This window comes from Kordiimonas sp., from assembly GCF_048260245.1.
Classification (GTDB): Bacteria; Pseudomonadota; Alphaproteobacteria; order Sphingomonadales; family Kordiimonadaceae; genus Kordiimonas.
The window spans coordinates 1-16019 of sequence record NZ_JBLXGZ010000024.1 but is presented as its reverse complement, the minus strand read 5'-3'; the positions used below and the strand labels follow the sequence as shown (position 1 = coordinate 16019).

Annotated in this window: 19 protein-coding genes and 1 pseudogene; 6 read left to right on the top strand and 14 right to left on the bottom strand. The window is 54.4% G+C overall.

The annotated features are described in order from the left end of the window. Nucleotides 1-132: 132 nt before the first annotated feature. Both ACN0VM_RS12415 and ACN0VM_RS12410 read left to right on the top strand, forming a co-directional pair. Nucleotides 133-675, top strand: a complete 543-nt coding sequence (locus ACN0VM_RS12415; protein WP_417451205.1) for a DUF3291 domain-containing protein — start codon at nt 133-135, stop codon at nt 673-675. Nucleotides 676-1023: 348 nt separating this feature from the next. Beyond that, nucleotides 1024-1803: a class I SAM-dependent methyltransferase gene (locus tag ACN0VM_RS12410; protein WP_417451204.1), complete on the top strand. Its 780-nt coding sequence runs from the start codon at nt 1024-1026 to the stop codon at nt 1801-1803. A gap of 54 nt (nt 1804-1857) precedes the next feature. Here ACN0VM_RS12410 and ACN0VM_RS12405 read toward each other — a convergent pair whose 3' ends face one another. From ACN0VM_RS12405 to ACN0VM_RS12390, 4 genes are all read right to left on the bottom strand, one after another. Continuing rightward, nucleotides 1858-2346 carry a GNAT family N-acetyltransferase gene (locus ACN0VM_RS12405; RefSeq protein WP_417451203.1) on the bottom strand — a complete coding sequence of 163 codons (489 nt, stop codon included), beginning with the start codon at nt 2344-2346 and terminating at the stop codon, nt 1858-1860. Between the two features lie 25 nt (nt 2347-2371). Next, a complete protein-coding gene (locus ACN0VM_RS12400) occupies nt 2372-3427 on the bottom strand; it encodes an aldo/keto reductase (RefSeq protein ID WP_417451202.1) in 1056 nt (351 codons plus the stop codon). Nucleotides 3428-3460: 33 nt separating this feature from the next. Continuing rightward, on the bottom strand, nt 3461-3793 hold the full coding sequence (grxD, locus tag ACN0VM_RS12395) for a Grx4 family monothiol glutaredoxin (protein ID WP_417451201.1): 333 nt from the start codon (nt 3791-3793) through the stop codon (nt 3461-3463). Between the two features lie 117 nt (nt 3794-3910). Then, a complete protein-coding gene (locus tag ACN0VM_RS12390) occupies nt 3911-4144 on the bottom strand; it encodes a BolA/IbaG family iron-sulfur metabolism protein (RefSeq protein ID WP_417451200.1) in 234 nt (77 codons plus the stop codon). 454 nt (nt 4145-4598) lie between these two features. Here ACN0VM_RS12390 and ACN0VM_RS12385 point away from each other — a divergent pair, with 454 nt between their 5' ends. Both ACN0VM_RS12385 and ACN0VM_RS12380 read left to right on the top strand, forming a co-directional pair. Continuing rightward, nucleotides 4599-5840 carry a glycosyltransferase family 4 protein gene (locus tag ACN0VM_RS12385; RefSeq protein ID WP_417451199.1) on the top strand — a complete coding sequence of 414 codons (1242 nt, stop codon included), beginning with the start codon at nt 4599-4601 and terminating at the stop codon, nt 5838-5840. A 125-nt stretch (nt 5841-5965) separates the two neighbouring features. Then, nucleotides 5966-6379, top strand: coding sequence for a DUF1330 domain-containing protein (locus tag ACN0VM_RS12380; protein ID WP_417451198.1), 414 nt, complete (start codon nt 5966-5968; stop codon nt 6377-6379). A 164-nt stretch (nt 6380-6543) separates the two neighbouring features. Here ACN0VM_RS12380 and ACN0VM_RS12375 read toward each other — a convergent pair whose 3' ends face one another. The 3 genes from ACN0VM_RS12375 to ACN0VM_RS12365 all read right to left on the bottom strand — a co-directional run bounded on the left by ACN0VM_RS12375 (nt 6544) and on the right by ACN0VM_RS12365 (nt 8188). Continuing rightward, entirely contained in the window at nt 6544-6954 is a 411-nt protein-coding gene (locus ACN0VM_RS12375) for a hypothetical protein (protein WP_417451197.1), read from the bottom strand. 208 nt (nt 6955-7162) lie between these two features. After that, nucleotides 7163-7561, bottom strand: coding sequence for a hypothetical protein (locus ACN0VM_RS12370; RefSeq protein WP_417451196.1), 399 nt, complete (start codon nt 7559-7561; stop codon nt 7163-7165). A 186-nt stretch (nt 7562-7747) separates the two neighbouring features. Continuing rightward, entirely contained in the window at nt 7748-8188 is a 441-nt protein-coding gene (locus tag ACN0VM_RS12365; protein WP_417451195.1) for a hypothetical protein, read from the bottom strand. Nucleotides 8189-8364: 176 nt separating this feature from the next. On the opposite strand from ACN0VM_RS12365, the gene ACN0VM_RS12360 reads away from it, so the two are divergent. After that, nucleotides 8365-8814, top strand: a complete 450-nt coding sequence (locus ACN0VM_RS12360) for a hypothetical protein (protein ID WP_417451194.1) — start codon at nt 8365-8367, stop codon at nt 8812-8814. A 7-nt stretch (nt 8815-8821) separates the two neighbouring features. On the opposite strand, the gene ACN0VM_RS12355 is transcribed toward ACN0VM_RS12360, so the two are convergent. From ACN0VM_RS12355 to purC, 5 genes are all read right to left on the bottom strand, one after another. Beyond that, the gene (locus ACN0VM_RS12355; RefSeq protein ID WP_417451193.1) at nt 8822-10444 is read right to left on the bottom strand and encodes a hypothetical protein; all 1623 of its coding nucleotides are present in this window, start codon (nt 10442-10444) and stop codon (nt 8822-8824) included. 124 nt (nt 10445-10568) lie between these two features. Further along, complete coding sequence (purL, locus tag ACN0VM_RS12350; protein ID WP_417451192.1) at nt 10569-12773, bottom strand: phosphoribosylformylglycinamidine synthase subunit PurL; 2205 nt, start codon at nt 12771-12773, stop codon at nt 10569-10571. Between the two features lie 11 nt (nt 12774-12784). Continuing rightward, nucleotides 12785-13447, bottom strand: coding sequence for a phosphoribosylformylglycinamidine synthase subunit PurQ (gene purQ, locus ACN0VM_RS12345; RefSeq protein WP_417451191.1), 663 nt, complete (start codon nt 13445-13447; stop codon nt 12785-12787). A 5-nt stretch (nt 13448-13452) separates the two neighbouring features. Then, complete coding sequence (gene purS, locus ACN0VM_RS12340) at nt 13453-13692, bottom strand: phosphoribosylformylglycinamidine synthase subunit PurS (RefSeq protein ID WP_262689475.1); 240 nt, start codon at nt 13690-13692, stop codon at nt 13453-13455. Between the two features lie 78 nt (nt 13693-13770). Continuing rightward, complete coding sequence (purC, locus tag ACN0VM_RS12335; protein WP_262689476.1) at nt 13771-14541, bottom strand: phosphoribosylaminoimidazolesuccinocarboxamide synthase; 771 nt, start codon at nt 14539-14541, stop codon at nt 13771-13773. 210 nt (nt 14542-14751) lie between these two features. On the opposite strand from purC, the gene ACN0VM_RS12330 reads away from it, so the two are divergent. Beyond that, a complete protein-coding gene (locus ACN0VM_RS12330) occupies nt 14752-15075 on the top strand; it encodes a DUF1476 domain-containing protein (protein ID WP_417451190.1) in 324 nt (107 codons plus the stop codon). Between the two features lie 58 nt (nt 15076-15133). Here ACN0VM_RS12330 and ACN0VM_RS12325 read toward each other — a convergent pair whose 3' ends face one another. Together ACN0VM_RS12325 and ACN0VM_RS12320 are read right to left on the bottom strand one after the other, a co-directional pair. Continuing rightward, nucleotides 15134-15745, bottom strand: a complete 612-nt coding sequence (locus tag ACN0VM_RS12325; protein WP_417451189.1) for a hypothetical protein — start codon at nt 15743-15745, stop codon at nt 15134-15136. Nucleotides 15746-15788: 43 nt separating this feature from the next. Further along, a pseudogene (locus ACN0VM_RS12320) lies at nt 15789-16019 on the bottom strand (hypothetical protein); the annotation flags it as partial.

Below are 16019 nucleotides of genomic sequence, written 5' to 3'. Positions count from 1 at the left end.
CGAGGCTTTTGGCAAGGCCATTTTATGCCCGCTTATGTGTGGCCTTAGAAATTTTGCGTTTAAATTTGCGCTGGGGGTACCCAACTTTGACTGCAGGGGTTCGCAACCAAAAGGCGAAAAGAGGAGGCGACAATGTCGCAAGGGAAGGCCGATGGCCATGGCCAGTATCATCTGGCGCAACTCAATGTCGGTAAAATCCTGTACGCACAGGACAGCGAAGAAATGTCAGGCTTCGTGAACGCGCTGGATGAGATCAACGCGCTTGCTGAAGCAACGCCGGGTTTTGTCTGGCGGCTGAAGGGCGATGCGGGTAACGCGATGGACTATACGGTCATCGATGATGAAACCCTGGTGAACATGAGTGTGTGGAAGGACCGCGACAGCCTGTTCGGTTATGTTTACCGCTCGGCGCATACGGCTTTCCTCGCGCGGCGCAAGGAATGGTTCCATATGCCGACCGAAGGCCACATGGTGTTATGGTGGGTGCCTGCGGGGCATGAGCCAACGATTGACGAAGCGGTGGAGCGCCTGATGTACCTGCGCGACCATGGCCCGACGCCAATGGCCTTTACCTTCAAGCGCGCCTTCGGCTCGGACGGTGAGCCTCTCCCTGCGGCCGGAGAGACCGCGAAGGCAACAGCGAAGGTGACGGCGAAGGTGACGGCGCCGGCCTGATACAAAAAATGGCTGAAACGGTTGCGGGCCTATGGTAGAATAGGGCGCTGTCGCGGCGTGATTTTACGCCCTTCGGGGGCGCCCTTCCGGCCCGTTAAAACCGTTGCACATATCTTGCACATATCTTGCACATATTTGGCACACATTTGGCACAAATTGCCGGTTTTCTTGCACAGATATTGCTCACATGTTGCACAGTTTTGTGCAGCTTTTCATGCGCGGGCGCAGGCGTGGAAGCGAGGCAATCCGCGCCAAACAGCCATCACAGCAAAATGATTTTTCCGTGAGGGATACGCTCTCTAAGCTGTCTCAATAGTGAGGACATATATCTCAGGAGGCGTGAGGATAATGAAAAAATCAGTTAAATCTATTGTTTCGGTATTGGCTGTAAGTTCCTGTTTTACAGGGATTTCTTATTCAGTTTCGGCTGAGCATCACGGCAAGGCGGCGATCGAGGCGGCGGTGGCGAGTGCTGATCGCAAGGCTGAGGAAAAAGGCCGCGGTGCGACACGTAAACCCGCCGGAGTGCTGGCGTTTGTCGGGCTTGAGCCGGGCATGACCGTGCTCGATATCAATTCCGGTGGTGGCTATTATGCCGAGATAATTTCCCAAGCCGTTGGCCCAGAAGGCAAAGTTTATGCCCATAATGGCCCGGTTTACTGGGATTTTGTCAAAGGCAGTGTTGGTGCGCGTTATGATGGCCGCCTTGAGAATGTTGAGCTTTTGTCGCCTGATACCGAGGCTGTTGACCTGCCGGAAGGCAGCGCTGATCTGGCTATTATGGTGCTGGCATATCACGACTTTTATTTTGTCCACAAAGCCCGCGCAGAGCCGCAAGCAGATGTAGAATCAGCTTTAGCTTCTTATTACAAGGCGTTGAAAAAAGGTGGAAAACTACTGATCATTGATCATGTTGGTCCTAAGGGTGCGGACGCGGCGACCATCAACAAGTTACACCGTATCGACCCTGACCGGGTGTTTGACGAGATGACCGCAGCGGGCTTCAAGCTGGACGCGGAAAGCGACCTTCTGGCCAACGCGGACGACAGCCCGACAGAAAGCCCTTTTCGCAAGGAAATGCGCGGTAAAACCGACCGGTTCATTCAGCTTTACGTGAAGCCTGAATAAGACGACAAGCTATTGAAAATAAAGAAAAGGCGCCACAGACCGGGCGCCTTTTTGCTAGAGATCACGGATCATATAACTTGACGAGCCGTCATAGGACGCCAGCTTTTTCGTCAGGGTTTCGCTGGTGTGATGCCGGAAATCCTGCTTCTGCCAAAACGGCTCCGTCCCGTTGACCGCGACAATGCTGAGGCGTTTGTATCCGGCGGACTTTGCCTTTTTCTCTATGAGGTTAAGGGCTTTTTGCGCTGCCCCGCTGCCGCGCGCCTGATGCGCCAGCGCGATATCATGGATATGCAGGGTGTCGGTTGCCTCAGGCGGGGAGCCAACCAGCCTGTTAAGCGCGGGCGGCTTTTCGAATCCCGCTGGATGTACAAGGGTATAGCCATATATCGCGCTACCGCTTTCAAGTACCAGGCAGGTTTCAGGGAAGAAGGTGCGGCGTTCGGTGATAACGTCGTCATCCTCAGGGTGGTCCACATGAATGATGGCGGCAAGGGCTATAACCTGCGGCATGTCGGCTTCTGTCATTTCGCGCCATTGCATGGCTTTTACTCACGCTATCAATACGTTAAGGGCAGGGGAAGGTGAGGTCATCGTCGACCGTATCAAGCGCCTTGAGTATGCTTTTATCCAGCGTCAGGCGTGTCGCGCCCAATAGCTCCTCAAGCTGTTCAACACTGGTGGCACCAACCACGGCGGCGGTGACAAAGGGTTGCTGCAGTACAAACGCCATGGCCAACTCCGCCCCGCTGATGCCGTTTGCTTTGGCGATATCCACGTAACGCTTTGTGGCGGCGAATGTTTTTTCGGACCAGTAGCGCGGGAATTTATCAGCCCAAAGCGTCATGCGGGCACCTTCGGGGCGTTTACCGTCCAGATATTTACCGCTGAGCATACCAAAGCCGATCGGTGAGTGCGCCAGAAGGCCAACCTTCTCCTTGATGCCAATCTCGGCCAGAGCAACCTCATAGCTGCGGTTCAAGAGGCTATAGGGGTTTTGTATCGACGCGATTCTCGGCAAGCCAAGCTGGTCGGCGAGGCCAAGGCAGTGAGTAACCCCCCAGGCAGTTTCATTGGAGACACCAACCGCGCGTACTTTGCCGGCATCAACGAGCTCCTTGAGTGCGCTCAGGGTTTCCTCAAGTGGTGTCGAATGATCATCATCAAAATGGCGGTAGCGCAGGCGACCAAAGAAGTTGGTCGGGCGCTCCGGCCAATGTATTTGGTACAGGTCTATATACTCTGTTTTGAGGCGTTTGAGGCTGGCATCACAGGCCGCATGGATGGAAGCCCGGTCCAGCTTTGTAAGTCCGCCATTGATCTCAGGCCGCATATAGCTGAAATCGCGCCCGGCGCTTGCGACCTTGGTGGCGAGGACAATCTCGTCACGCCGGCCCGTGGATTTAAGCCACGAGCCGATAATCTCTTCGGTTCGGCCATAGGTTTCCGCGCGCGCTGGCACAGCATACATTTCCGCTGTGTCGATGAAATTGACCCCGGCGTCTAACGCGCGCTCGATCTGGGCATGGCCTTCTGCTTCTGTATTCTGTTCACCCCACGTCATGGAGCCCAGACAAATTTCAGAAACACGAATACTGGTCGTGCCCAATTCACGATAGCGCATCGGGAGTTTTCCTTGTTGCGGAAGAGTTTGACTTTATGCGGCTTTAACACCTTTATCGGCGAAGAGTTGCTGCAGTTCGCCGCTTTCGAACATCTCGCGGATGATGTCGCATCCGCCGACAAATTCGCCCTTCACATACAGCTGTGGGATTGTTGGCCAGTCGGAATATTCCTTGATGCCTTCGCGCAGGTCGAAATCCTCCAGCACGTTATAGCTTTCGTAGGGTGCACCGATATGGCTTAGAACCTGAGACACCACGCTGGAGAAGCCGCACTGCGGGAAAATGGGGGTGCCTTTCATAAAAAGCACGACATCATCTTTTTCGACATATTCTTTAATACGGTCATGAACCGATTGATCACTCATCACGGATATCCTTTACGTTGCGCATCTGCGCTAGAAATAAGACGCTTTTGGCCATCTGCCAAGGGGAGGCGTCAAATTATGATGTTTTTAGTCCGGATTTAGGCCAGCTGCCGATGATTATTCCGGTACACTTGTCTGCAGCGCGAGAGCATGTAGTTCGCCGCCCATGCGCCCCTTAAGACTTTTGTAAACAAGCTGATGTTGTTGCACACGGGAAAGCCCGCGAAAGCCCTCATAAGTCACGTGGGCGGCATAATGGTCGCCGTCACCGCGCAGATCCTCGATGCGGACCTCGGCACCTGTCAGGTCTTCCTTGATAAGACGTTCAATTTCTTCTGCGATCATGGCCATATATGGTCCCCTCAATACGTCATGCCGATATTGCGGCTCTGCGGTATTTCACTTTATAGCAGTGCAGCCGTAACGACGTCACCCTTTTGCTTTGCCATTCATACCGGTGTCACAATGGGCTGGCAATGTCTCGCTTGGGCATAGGCTAAACTTTTTCCGGGTTCGTCATCACCCACTTGACAGTATAGTTTGTTCATATTAAGTGTATTAAATACATTTAAAGCGGCTCATTTGGCCGTGGGGGCCGGTTCAGGCGGTAAAGTCAGTTTTTTTCGCTGACGGCCGGACCGTATTTTCAAGGGAGCAGCTGAGTATATTCCAGCTTTTTGCATTTTTATTGTGATCTGGGCCGGTGATTTATCATCGGCTCAATTCATTTTAGGATCCACGTTCATTTCCTGTTGACGGCAGGGGCCTCCTATTGCTCTTTTGGAAGGCGGAAGGAATGTGTCGAATGCCCCATGCTAAATGCCTGATTATCACCACACATTATAAGCCTCTGGTTGGTGGTGCACAGTCCGTCTACGACGCGTTGGCCAATAAGGTGCCGGCACGTTTTTGCGTGCTGACGGCGCAGCGCGATTATGCCCGCGGTGAAGACGTCGATGGCTACAGGGCATTTGACGAAGCTGCCGGTTATAAAATCTTCAGAATTCCACGCATGCGGCCTGACCTGCTTGGCGACAGCCCGGGAGCCATTGTCCGCCTTGCCAGCCACGTCAAGGCCCGGCGTATCCGCCAAGAGGTCCTGCGGTCGGCGCTTGATGCGGTTCGTGAGACGGAGGCAAATATCATTTGTATCGGGGCTCTTGATGCCCTCGGCGGGCTGGTACCCGAACTTAAAGAGAAAACCGACGCGCGGGTTGTTGTATACACACACGGGGAAGAAATTTCGCAAACGGCATACAGCCCCAAAGCGGAAAAGGCTCGCGGGCAAGCCTTGCAGGCAGCGGATGCCGTGATTGCGGTTTCAAGTTTCACTACCCAATTAATCGCCGAAAAATATGGGGTACCGCCGGCCCGGATAAAATGCCTTGGCAATGGCGTTGATGTGGAACGTTTCCGGGATCGCCCGTCAGAGAATGTGCGTGTGCCGCTGGGTCTTACCGCAGGCCCGCTTGTCCTTGCGGTTGGCCGTCTGGTGGAGCGCAAAGGCTTTGACCGCTTGCTGGAAGCCTGGCCTAAAGTGCTGGCGTCTGTACCGCAAGCCCAGTTGGCTATTGTTGGCAAGGGCCCCCTTGAGAATAGCTTGAAAGAAGCCGCGGAAGCTGACGAAATGGGCGGGTCTGTGCATATGTTGGGGCATGTCACGGACGGGGTTCTGCCGTCGCTCTATGCGTCTGCCGATCTTTTTACCATGCCAAACCGTACAATGCCGGATGGTGATACAGAAGGGTTTGGACTGGTTTTTCTGGAGGCTGCTGCGGCGGGCACGCCGTCCGTCGGGGGGCGTGCTGGTGGTGCAGTTGATGCCATCATCGACGGCGAGACCGGCCTGCTGGTGAACGGGGATGACCCGAATGCCATTGCATTTGCGTTGACGGAATTACTGACAGATGAAGTGAGACGACTTCAGCTTGGCGATGCGGCACGGCAACACGCGATGACACAGGGCTGGCAAGACAAGGCTGCTGAGCTTTTGGCGTATTTTGACAGCCTGCTTGTGAAAGGTCGCGACGGCGACGCTAGCGGTTGACGCCTGGCTTCGATAAATGGCTAATGTGTACGAGGAGACGGCTGGGCCGGCGGCGTAAACTGCGCTTGTCTCGCGCTTAATTCCGCCTAAGTCACTGACTGAGATATTCAAGGGAGCCACCAGCCATGAGCTATATCGACCCCGAGCGCAAACAGTTTGAAGCTTTCAAAAGCCTGCCGCGCGATACGCCAATCAATATGATTAACCTCGTTCGCTTTCGCGAGACTGCGGCCTATGAAGATGGCACAAAGGCTTCGGGCGCAGAGGCCTACGCCACTTACGGCAAGACCAGCGGCCCGATTTTCAAGCGCGTTGGTGGTACAATCATCTGGCGCGGTACCCCAAAGCTTGTGTTGACCGGGCCAACCGATGAGATATGGGACGTGGCCTTCATCGCACGCTACCCGCACGCGGGAGCCTTTCTGGAAATGGTCACCGACCCGGAATACCGCAAAGCGGTGAAGCACCGGCAGGCCGCAGTGCTGGACAGTCGCCTTATCCGCTGTGCTGAACTGGACGGCAGCAGCGAATTCGGCTGAGCAGCTTAAGCGTAAGTACGCCAAAAAAAATGAGCGCCGCGAGGGCGCCCACAAGTGCTGGGGAAAGAAAAGGGGAGGGGGCTACGCAGAGCCCTTTACTCAAAACTGATACTCGTGACTGTCACTTACATCTTATACTCGGAACTCGGGAAGCTGGGGGTTGCTTACCCTGCCATGGCAATAATTTGGTCGAAGGTCTTGCCGTCGAGCTTGTTGCCATATTTGCTGTAGACCGCTTCTGCGACCTCTTCATCAACCGTGATTTCAGTGCCTGGGGTCACTGCCGCTTCGGCGCGTTCCATCATGGTGCCGGAAAGTTTCGCCAGCGCATCGGTCAACTCAGCCCTGTCATCGTCCGGGAGGCTGGCCCGCATGAACGCAAGGCTGGTCTTGAACTGTTGCAAGCTGGAAGTGTTGAGCACAACCTGCTGTGTGCTTTCATATGTGTCTTTTTCAAGCGTTTTTTCCGCCATGACATCACGCTCTGTGCTGGTGTCCTGCGTTTTTGTTTCGCCCTCGCAAGCCGCCAACATGGCCGCTGCGCTGATCGCTGTAATCTTCATCAAACCGTTCATCTCTCGTCTCCCTTTTGGTGAGAGGGGTGTCCGGTGGCGGTGCGGGCGGGGAGGGGGGGAAGCGGGGGGTCCCGCACCGCACACCAGACGTCGTCTGTGAGAAACATTAAGCCTGAGGTCGGTTCAGGAAAAAATACGGCTTGCGGCGCACGCGCATAAAAAGTGCATAAGTGACGCGGGGGCGAGTTTACTTAATCTGGGGCGGGGGTCAGTTCTGGACAAACCACCTGAGCGCCCTGTCGCCGTTGGTGGCGAAGACCGACTGCCAGGTGCCATCGCGTAGGTCAACGGTTGCCGGGTCTGTTGACGGCCTTTGTGCCGTGATCATCGGGATCTGGGCGAACACTTCTCCCTGCAATAGGGTCAGAAAGCCCGCGTCCGAGACATGCTGCACGGTGCGTCCCGTCCAGTAAATGCGGACAGGTTTGCCTTCAAGGACCGCGTCAACAAGGGCCTGTTTGCTACCTTCTATGGCCCTGCCTTGCCCATCATGGGCATATGCCAGCCGCCAGCTTGTCGTGGCACTGGTATTGGCGGTTGCGCCATATGATGCGCTGATTACTGCGGCCACAAGCGCCGCGCCAAAGGCTACAAGCAATGTTTTCATCAGATAGTCCTCCCGTGTTTCCCAGCTCAAGCGTGCCACAGTACCGCTGGAGGGCTAAGTCACAAGCGAGGGAGCGCGCCTCACAATTGTGTCAGGTGGAGAGGGCCGTAGGCGGAGCACAGGCACGGGGCCAATGAAAAAAGGCGCCGCAAAGGGCGCCTTTTTTGCCGTCACTAGTGGTGTGGCTTATTCGTCGGCCATGTCGATAATATCGTCAAAGCTTTTGCCGTCCAGCGCGTCAGCCATATTTTCATACAGCTTCTCGATCATGGAATCGCCGTCGCCCATGTCTTTCATCATGTCCTTGGCGCCGTCCATCATGTCACCGCCGGTGTCGCTGGCCTTGGCTGCCAGCTTGCCAAGGGCCGCTGTCAGCTTGCTGCCGTCCTCAGGGGTCAGCGACGCTTTCATGCTCGCAAGGCTTTCCTTGAAGGCTTCAAGCGACGAGGCGTCGAGCGTCAGGGCCTCAGCCACTTTGTCCATGGTGTCCTTGGCGGTGTCCATGGTGCTGCTTTCGCTCGCCGCCGCAGGGGCCATGTCTTCGGCCTTTTTCTCTTCTTTCTTGTCACCGCATGCAGCCAAAGCAAATACCGCGCTTATGGCTGTAATTTTGATCAGTGTGTTCATTGTACCGTCTCCCTAAGTTTATAACCCCAAACTGGTGCATTACCGAGGACCGATACTGCGCTATAGTTGTAGCATAATTGTGGCAGTAAAGGCAGTTGCGAGTGCTGATTATCATTTTGACGATAAATATTTATCGGCCTAAGCTCGTTTTTCATCAACCGGGGAAGGGCTACATCATGAACAATTCTATCGGGCGTGCAGGCCTTGTCACCACCATCGGTGCCATTGTGGCCATCGTGGGGGTATTTGCGCCCATACTGAATATTGGCGGGATCGAGAGCGCCGCCTACGCCGACGTGGCAGAGACAGACGCCTATATCATCACGGCACTTGCCGCCATCGTTGTTGTGGTGCTGTTTCTGGGCCGCGCCAAACTCGCACTGCCCGCCGCCCTTGGCGCATGGCTCGTGCTGTTGTGGCCCATCCTCAAGAATTTGGGCGGTGATGATGGCGGTGTAATCGGCGAAATCAAGGACATCGTCTCAGACCCCGCGCGCAAAATGGCCGAGGAAATGACCGAAAAGCTGTTCACCAACGTGCTCGACCTCGAATGGGGCGGCTTCGCCCTGCTTATCGGCATGCTGCTGATGCTTGTGGGCAGTGTTGTGGTATTCGGGAAAAGGTAGCTATATTTCAGCTTTGTCGAGTGCGAAGATGTCCAGGTAACGATCCGATTACCGCTTGTTGGGTCTCGTCGTCCCAAAAGAAATATAAACGAAAACAGCGAGTTGGGTCTTTCGGGCTTGATTTATCTTTAATATGCAAATCTAGCAATCGGCGTTGACCATTGTGCGCTACAAAAAATTCATCTCCTCGCTCCTTTAGGCGGCTTTCCTCGCCACTTGGCGTCAAGACGAGGCCTAGTTCCGTAAGTTTCTTATTGAATTGAGGTAATAAACTTTTCTCATGTGAGGTTTTCATCTCGAAATACTCTTGGCCCATTACCATTAGGGCTCGATATGCAAGATCGATGTTTTCAAAGACTGAGTTTTTGGCGGCTCTTGCCGCTTTTGGCGTGAAAAGTAGTCGCCCGGCGAAGTATTTTTCACACCAATCTTTTGCCTCCGCAAGAGTTGTAGGTATAGGAATTTCTACCTTCGCCCCCGATACTGCAAGTAATTGCTCTAGCTCCCTAACTCTATCCCGAAGATAAAAGCGTTCTCGCTTGACGTCTTCTTCAGCAATTTGAGCCTCGCTTGCTAGTTCCCAAACTTCCTCAAGTTCTTGATCTTTTTCATTTAGCGCTTTTTTGAGCTGCTTGTTTTCTTGCTCGATCAAGTTTTGCCATTTCACGTCGTGGCGCCCAAATTCACGTCGGGCTTTTTGCTCTAACTGCAGGGATTGTTGGCGGATATACTGAAAGCTAGGGATATTAGCATCGCCCTCAATGTTATAAGAACTTTGCCGTGCGGACCTTGCAACTAAGAAATCAACGAACGCGTCGCGTCCTACACGTTGCCAGTTTTCTATCGATTCCGGCATGGCTAATGGATGGTGAAAGCTTGAGGAAGTGTATCGATCAAATCCTTTATTATATGTCCTAATTGCGCCTCCGAATACCGAAAGTCCCTTTCCAAATTCGTCCGTGAGTTTATAAGTCAGCGAAGCGGGTATCGTTACGACATGAGCTAACCCGATGCTTTTCCTCGCGAGTTGATTTGCATCAATTGACGCAGTGTTATCAACTTCATTTTCAGATATTACGAAGACAGGGCGTTTACGATGTGGATCTTCTATAAGAGCCAGCAGGCCATCAAAGTCGGCTTCATCTTTAATATGATGCGCGGTTGGCTTTAGCTGTCTTTGTCTACTATAAATACCTATGGTGTCAGATAGCTGAAGTACCAGCCCGGGTACTGCTGGAGTAATATCAAGTTCTTCCTCGCGTGTGCTTACCTGCGAACGGAGACCCAGCATTAGTTGTTTGGGAGTCTTAACTATTGAAGCTTCAGTTGTCCATATTCGGCCAGGAACGTTTTTGTCGGGATCATCTAGTCGCAATATCCAGTAGTTTATTTCACTCGTTTCCAAGGTTGCGACTTCGGCGGACGGTGCTGCATGTGGCCATTCAAAAGCCTCAAATTCCCAAGCCGCATTTGGTAGTGTGGGTACTCTGTTCTTTGTCCATTTCAGAATTTCAAGCTTGGCTTTAGATGCATTTTCTTCGTGTTTGCCGGAACTGAGGTCGCACATGAATTGCAAAATGGTATGTCGGCGAATTCTGTTCTCAGAGCGCTTGCTAGACTCCGTGGTCATTCAAATATCTCCCACCATTCCAGAATTATAACGACACCTAATTGTAGCTAAAACATTATCATGCTGCAAAGAAAAAGGCGCCACATAGGGCGCCTTTTGTGTTTCTGGCTTTTGGTTCGCCGTCTTAGCTGGCATTGGCCATATAGGTGGGCAGCCAGCCTTCGTGGGCGGCTTTGAGGGCTGCGAGGTCCAGCTTCACAGCACCACCGTTCACGCTGATGCTGTCACCGCCGGTTTCACCCAGCACGGTGACGGGGATACCGGCGTCCTTGGCTTCCTTGCGGATTTCCTCAGCCGTGTCGGTGTCGGTTGCGACAAGGTAGCGGGCCTGACTTTCGGAGAACAGGTGTGTGTGCACGGGCAGGGTGTCATCCACTGTCACGTTTACGCCCACGCCGCCAGCCATCGCCATGTCCGCGAGCGCTGCGATCAGGCCGCCGTCGGAGAGGTCATGACAGGTGGTCACCTGGCCGTTTTCAATCAGCGCACGCACGAAGTCACCATTGCGGCGCTCAAGCGTGAGGTCCACATGCGGCGGTGCGCCGGCGTCTTCGCCCATAATTTCGCGCTGGTACAGGCTTGCGCCCAGTTCATCCTTCGTTTCGCCGATCAGCACCACGGTTTGGCCCGCGCCCCCAAAGGCAACGGTGGCCATGCGGGCGCTGTCTTTCATCACACCCACACCGCCGATGGCAGGGGTGGGCAGGATGCCTTTGCCGTTGGTTTCGTTATAGAGCGACACATTGCCTGAGACGATCGGGTAATCAAGCGCGCGGCAGGCTTCGCCCATGCCTTCAAGACAGCCGACAAACTGGCCCATGATGTCCTTGCGCTCAGGGTTGCCGAAGTTCAGGCAGTTGGTGATGGCAAGCGGCAGGGCACCCACGGCGGTGATGTTGCGCCATGTCTCCGCCACCGCCTGACGGCCGCCCTCAACCGGGTCAGCAAAGCAGTAACGCGGGGTAACGTCGGTGCTGATGGCCAGTGCTTTTTCCGTGCCGTGCACGCGCACAACGGCGGCGTCGCCACCGGGGCGCTGGATCGTGTCGCCCATGACCATATGGTCATACTGTTCCCATATCCAGCGGCGCGAACACAGGTTCGGCCCGCCGATAAGGTCCATCGCAGCCTTGTTCAGGTCAGCCGGTGCTTTCACACTGATGGCCTCACGCTTTGGCGTGTACTCAAACGGGCGTTCATACTCTGGCGCGTCTTCGACAAGGCTGTTGATCGGCATGTCGCCCACCACTTCGCCGCCGAACTTGAGCGTCAGGTTGCCGGTGTCGGTGATGTGGCCGATGACGGCAAAATCAAGCTCCCACTTCTCGAAGATGGCTTTTGCCATGTCTTCGCGGCCGGGTTTGAGCACCATGAGCATACGCTCCTGAGACTCCGAGAGCATCATCTCATAGGGCAGCATGTTTTCTTCGCGCTGCGGCACGTTATCAAGGTCCAGCTCAAAGCCCACACCGCCCTTGGAAGCCATCTCAACGCTTGAGGAGGTCAGCCCCGCCGCGCCCATGTCCTGAATAGCGATAATGGCGTCGGTTGCCATCAGCTCAAGGCAGGCTTCAATCAGCAGTTTTTCGGTGAAGGGGTCACCCACTTGCACGGTGGGGCGCTTTTCTTCGCTGTCGTCGGTAAACTCGGCTGACGCCATGGTGGCGCCGTGGATACCGTCGCGGCCGGTTTTGGACCCCACGTATACCACAGGGTTGCCCACGCCTGCCGCTGCGCAGTAGAAAATCTTGTCAGCATCGGCAAGGCCAACGGTCATGGCGTTGACGAGGATATTACCGTTATAGGACGGGTCGAAATTGGTTTCGCCGCCCACGGTGGGCACGCCTACGCAGTTGCCGTACCCGCCAATGCCTTCCACCACACCAGCCACAAGGTGGCGGGTTTTTGGATGGCTTGGCTCGCCGAACCGGAGCGCGTTCATGTTGGCCACCGGGCGTGCGCCCATGGTGAAGACATCACGCAGAATGCCACCCACACCCGTTGCTGCGCCCTGATAGGGTTCGATATAAGATGGGTGGTTGTGGCTTTCCATTTTGAAGATGGCAGCCTGGCCGTCTCCAATGTCGATCACACCGGCGTTCTCGCCCGGACCCTGAATAACCCATGGGGCTTTGGTTGGCAGTTTCTTGAGGTGAAAGCGTGAGGATTTGTAGGAGCAATGCTCAGACCACATCACGCTATAGATGCCAAGCTCGGTATAGTTTGGCTCACGCCCCATCGCACGTTTGATACGCGCGTATTCTTCCTCGTTCAGGCCATGTTCCTTGACGAGTTCCGGGGTGATCTTAATCTCGTTACCGTTTTTCATGTCTTTTCCCCTTAACCCAGCGTGTTCATGACGGATTCGAACATCTTGCGGCCGTCTGAGCCACCAAGTGCGCTCTCGATCATGCGTTCGGGGTGGGGCATCATGCCCAGCACATTGCCGCGGGCGTTCATCACGCCGGCAATGCGGCGCTGGGCACCGTTGATGTCTTCGGCATATTTGAACGCGACCTGGCCTTCACCCTCAAGTCGGTCAAGCGTTTCATCGTCGGCGAAATAGTTGCCGTCATGGTGCGCGACAGGGATGGTGATCTCTTCCCCTGCCTTGTAGGCGTTGGTGAACATGCTGTCGGCGTTTTCCACCGTCATCTTCACGTCCTTGCACACAAAGTGGAGGTTTGCGTTGCGCATCAGCGCGCCGGGCAGCAGGCCGGTTTCTGTCAGGATCTGGAAGCCATTGCACACCCCGAAGGTGGGCACGCCGTCTTCCGCGCGTTTGACAACTTCTTTCATCACGTGGCTGCGCGCGCTCATGGCGCCGCAACGCAGATAGTCGCCGTAGGAAAAACCGCCGGGCAGCGCGATGAAATCGACCTTGTCGAAATCATAGTCCTGATGCCAGACCATGAGTGGCTTTTGCCCGGTGATTTTCTCAAGGGCGACAGCCATATCCCGGTCACAGTTGGAGCCGGGGAAAACGATAACCGCGGATTTCATCAGCTCTACTCCAGTTCGATGGAGTAATTTTCGATCACCGTGTTCGCAAGCAACTTGCGGCACATCTCGTCGACGTTGGCCTCGGCTTTCGCGCGGTCGGTCTCTGAGAGCTCAAGCTCGATAAACTTGCCCTGGCGGGCTTCGTCGACACCTTCAAATCCCATATTGGAAAGGGCATGCTCAATGGCTTTGCCTTGGGGGTCCAGAACGCCGTTTTTAAGGGTGACAAAGATACGGGCTTTCATGGGGCTCACTTTCTTCTCAAGTCAAATTCGCCTGATAGGCATTGGTGATGGGCGATATAAAAACTGAGACCAGAAGCGTTACTTCTGGTCCTTGTTGCGGTGGTCTGCAAATTCGGTGATGTCGGCGGAGGGCAGGATACCAAGACGGCGGGCGACTTCCTGATAAGCTTCCATCTCACCACCGAGGTCACGGCGGAAACGGTCTTTGTCCATTTTTTCGCCGGTTTCCATGTCCCACAGGCGGCATCCGTCCGGGCTGATCTCGTCCGCGAGGATGGTGATGCAGTCGTCGCCTTCATAAAGACGGCCGAATTCGAGCTTGAAATCCACCAGTTTGATGCCGATGCCGGCAAAAAGGCCGGATAGGAAATCATTGATGCGGAACGCATAATGGGTCATTTCCTCAAGCTCAAGCTCGTTGGCCCAACCGAAGGTGAGGATATGTTCCTCCGCGATCAGCGGATCGCCAAGTTCATCCGACTTGAAACAGAATTCAATCAGTGGGCGGGGCAGGTGAGTGCCTTCCTCGATGCCGAGGCGGCTTGAGATGCTGCCAGCCGCGATATTGCGGACGATGACTTCAACCGGAATGATCTCAACCGCTTTGACCAGCTGTTCCCGCATGGAGAGACGCTCGATAAAATGGTTGGGGATGCCGATGTCATTCAGGGCAGTGAAAATATATTCAGAGATATGGTTGTTCACCACGCCCTTGCCTTGCAGGGTGCCCTTTTTCTGGGCATTGAAGGCCGTAGCGTCATCTTTGAAATATTGAATGATAGTTCCTGGCTCGGGCCCTTCGAAAAGTACTTTGGCCTTGCCTTCATAAAGCTTGTTGCGGCGGGACATATATTGCCTCTTCCTCAGCTTGAGGGATGTCAGTGGGTTGCGCGGGCGCGAACATAACCGAGAAGGTGCGCCGCGACAATCTTTCTGTAATAATTTGCAATAAGTTTTGTTTACGCTATGGAAATGAGCAAGCAAACACCCTTAATAAAGGGAATGCTATTGTGTTTCAGCGAGATCTCACAGTGAGACTCGGACAGGAGGATGTAAGCCATGACCACTTTTGACGGTCGCGAGAAAGCGTTTGAAGACAAGTTTGCCCATGATGAGGCGATGATGTTCAAGGCGCGGGCACGCCGGAACCGGCTGCTTGGCGAATGGCTCGCGGCTGAATTTGGCCTTTCAGGTGATGAGGTAAAAGCATACGCGGCGTCTGTCGTGAAAGCTGACCTTGAAGAAGAAGGTGATGAAGATGTGATACGCAAGGTGATGAAGGATATCGAGGCCAAGGGCGTAGATATCTCCCGTCACCGGGTTGAGAAGCACCTTGATGAACTGTTTGTCGAGGCTAAGGCTCAATTGATGCGTGAAGTCTGACCGGATCAGTATCACCTAAGACAAAGAAAAACGGGGCCGATCTGGCCCCGTTTTTTTATCAAGCTATAGCGAGTTGCCGCTGTTTCCTGCGCTCACGGCGCGCGATCAATGCAAAGACCGGCAGTAACAGCAGGGCGCCAAGAGGTTCCGGTACGCTTGAGGGCGGCGTCACAGGGCCTGCCTCACCAACCGTAAAGTAGCCAGACCAGCTCCAGTCACTGTTGCCGCCCTTGGCGTAACCGCCACCGGGAAGCTGAATCCAGTCGTGATAGGAAATGACATGGAGACCGATAAAGTAGGTTCCCGGTACGTCAATCACGTTGCCAGAGCCGGTATTGATGGTTTTCTCAAGGTTAGGGTCCACCTGTCCCTGGTGGTATGTATACTGGGCTAACCATTCATCGTAGTTATACTGCGTGTTGCGACGCAGAATGAACCATTCGATGCCAAATTTGTTGGTGCTCGGCAGGTCACAAATGGAATATCCGGCAAAGGACGATCCGCAGGCATCAAGAATAATGTCAGAGCCGATGGAGACCGGCGAATATGAGCCAGCATCCGCGACCACATCGGCGCTTGAGTATGTCGCGCTTGCGCCCGTCGTCGCTGCGGCGGTAAACCCAAAAGCCAAAGCAATAAACGCCAATTTTCTGGTGAAGAAATTGACCATGGTGTGTTTCCTTCGAAATATCCGTATCAGGCAAAAGCCTGTATCAAGCGGCTGAAAGTTCTGCTTTTGCCCGGCGGCGTTCCCGACGTGCGATAAACGCAATGCCTGGTAAAAGCAGTAGTGCTGCCAACGGCTCAGGAACCGGGGCGGCTACATTAATAGCAAATGAACTGGAATAACCCAAGCTCGTATTTGTCGAACCATCATATGCCAAGTCGGTATCGTTGCCGGTCCTGCCATAGCCACCATAAGGTAGCGGCACATATTCGTCGCC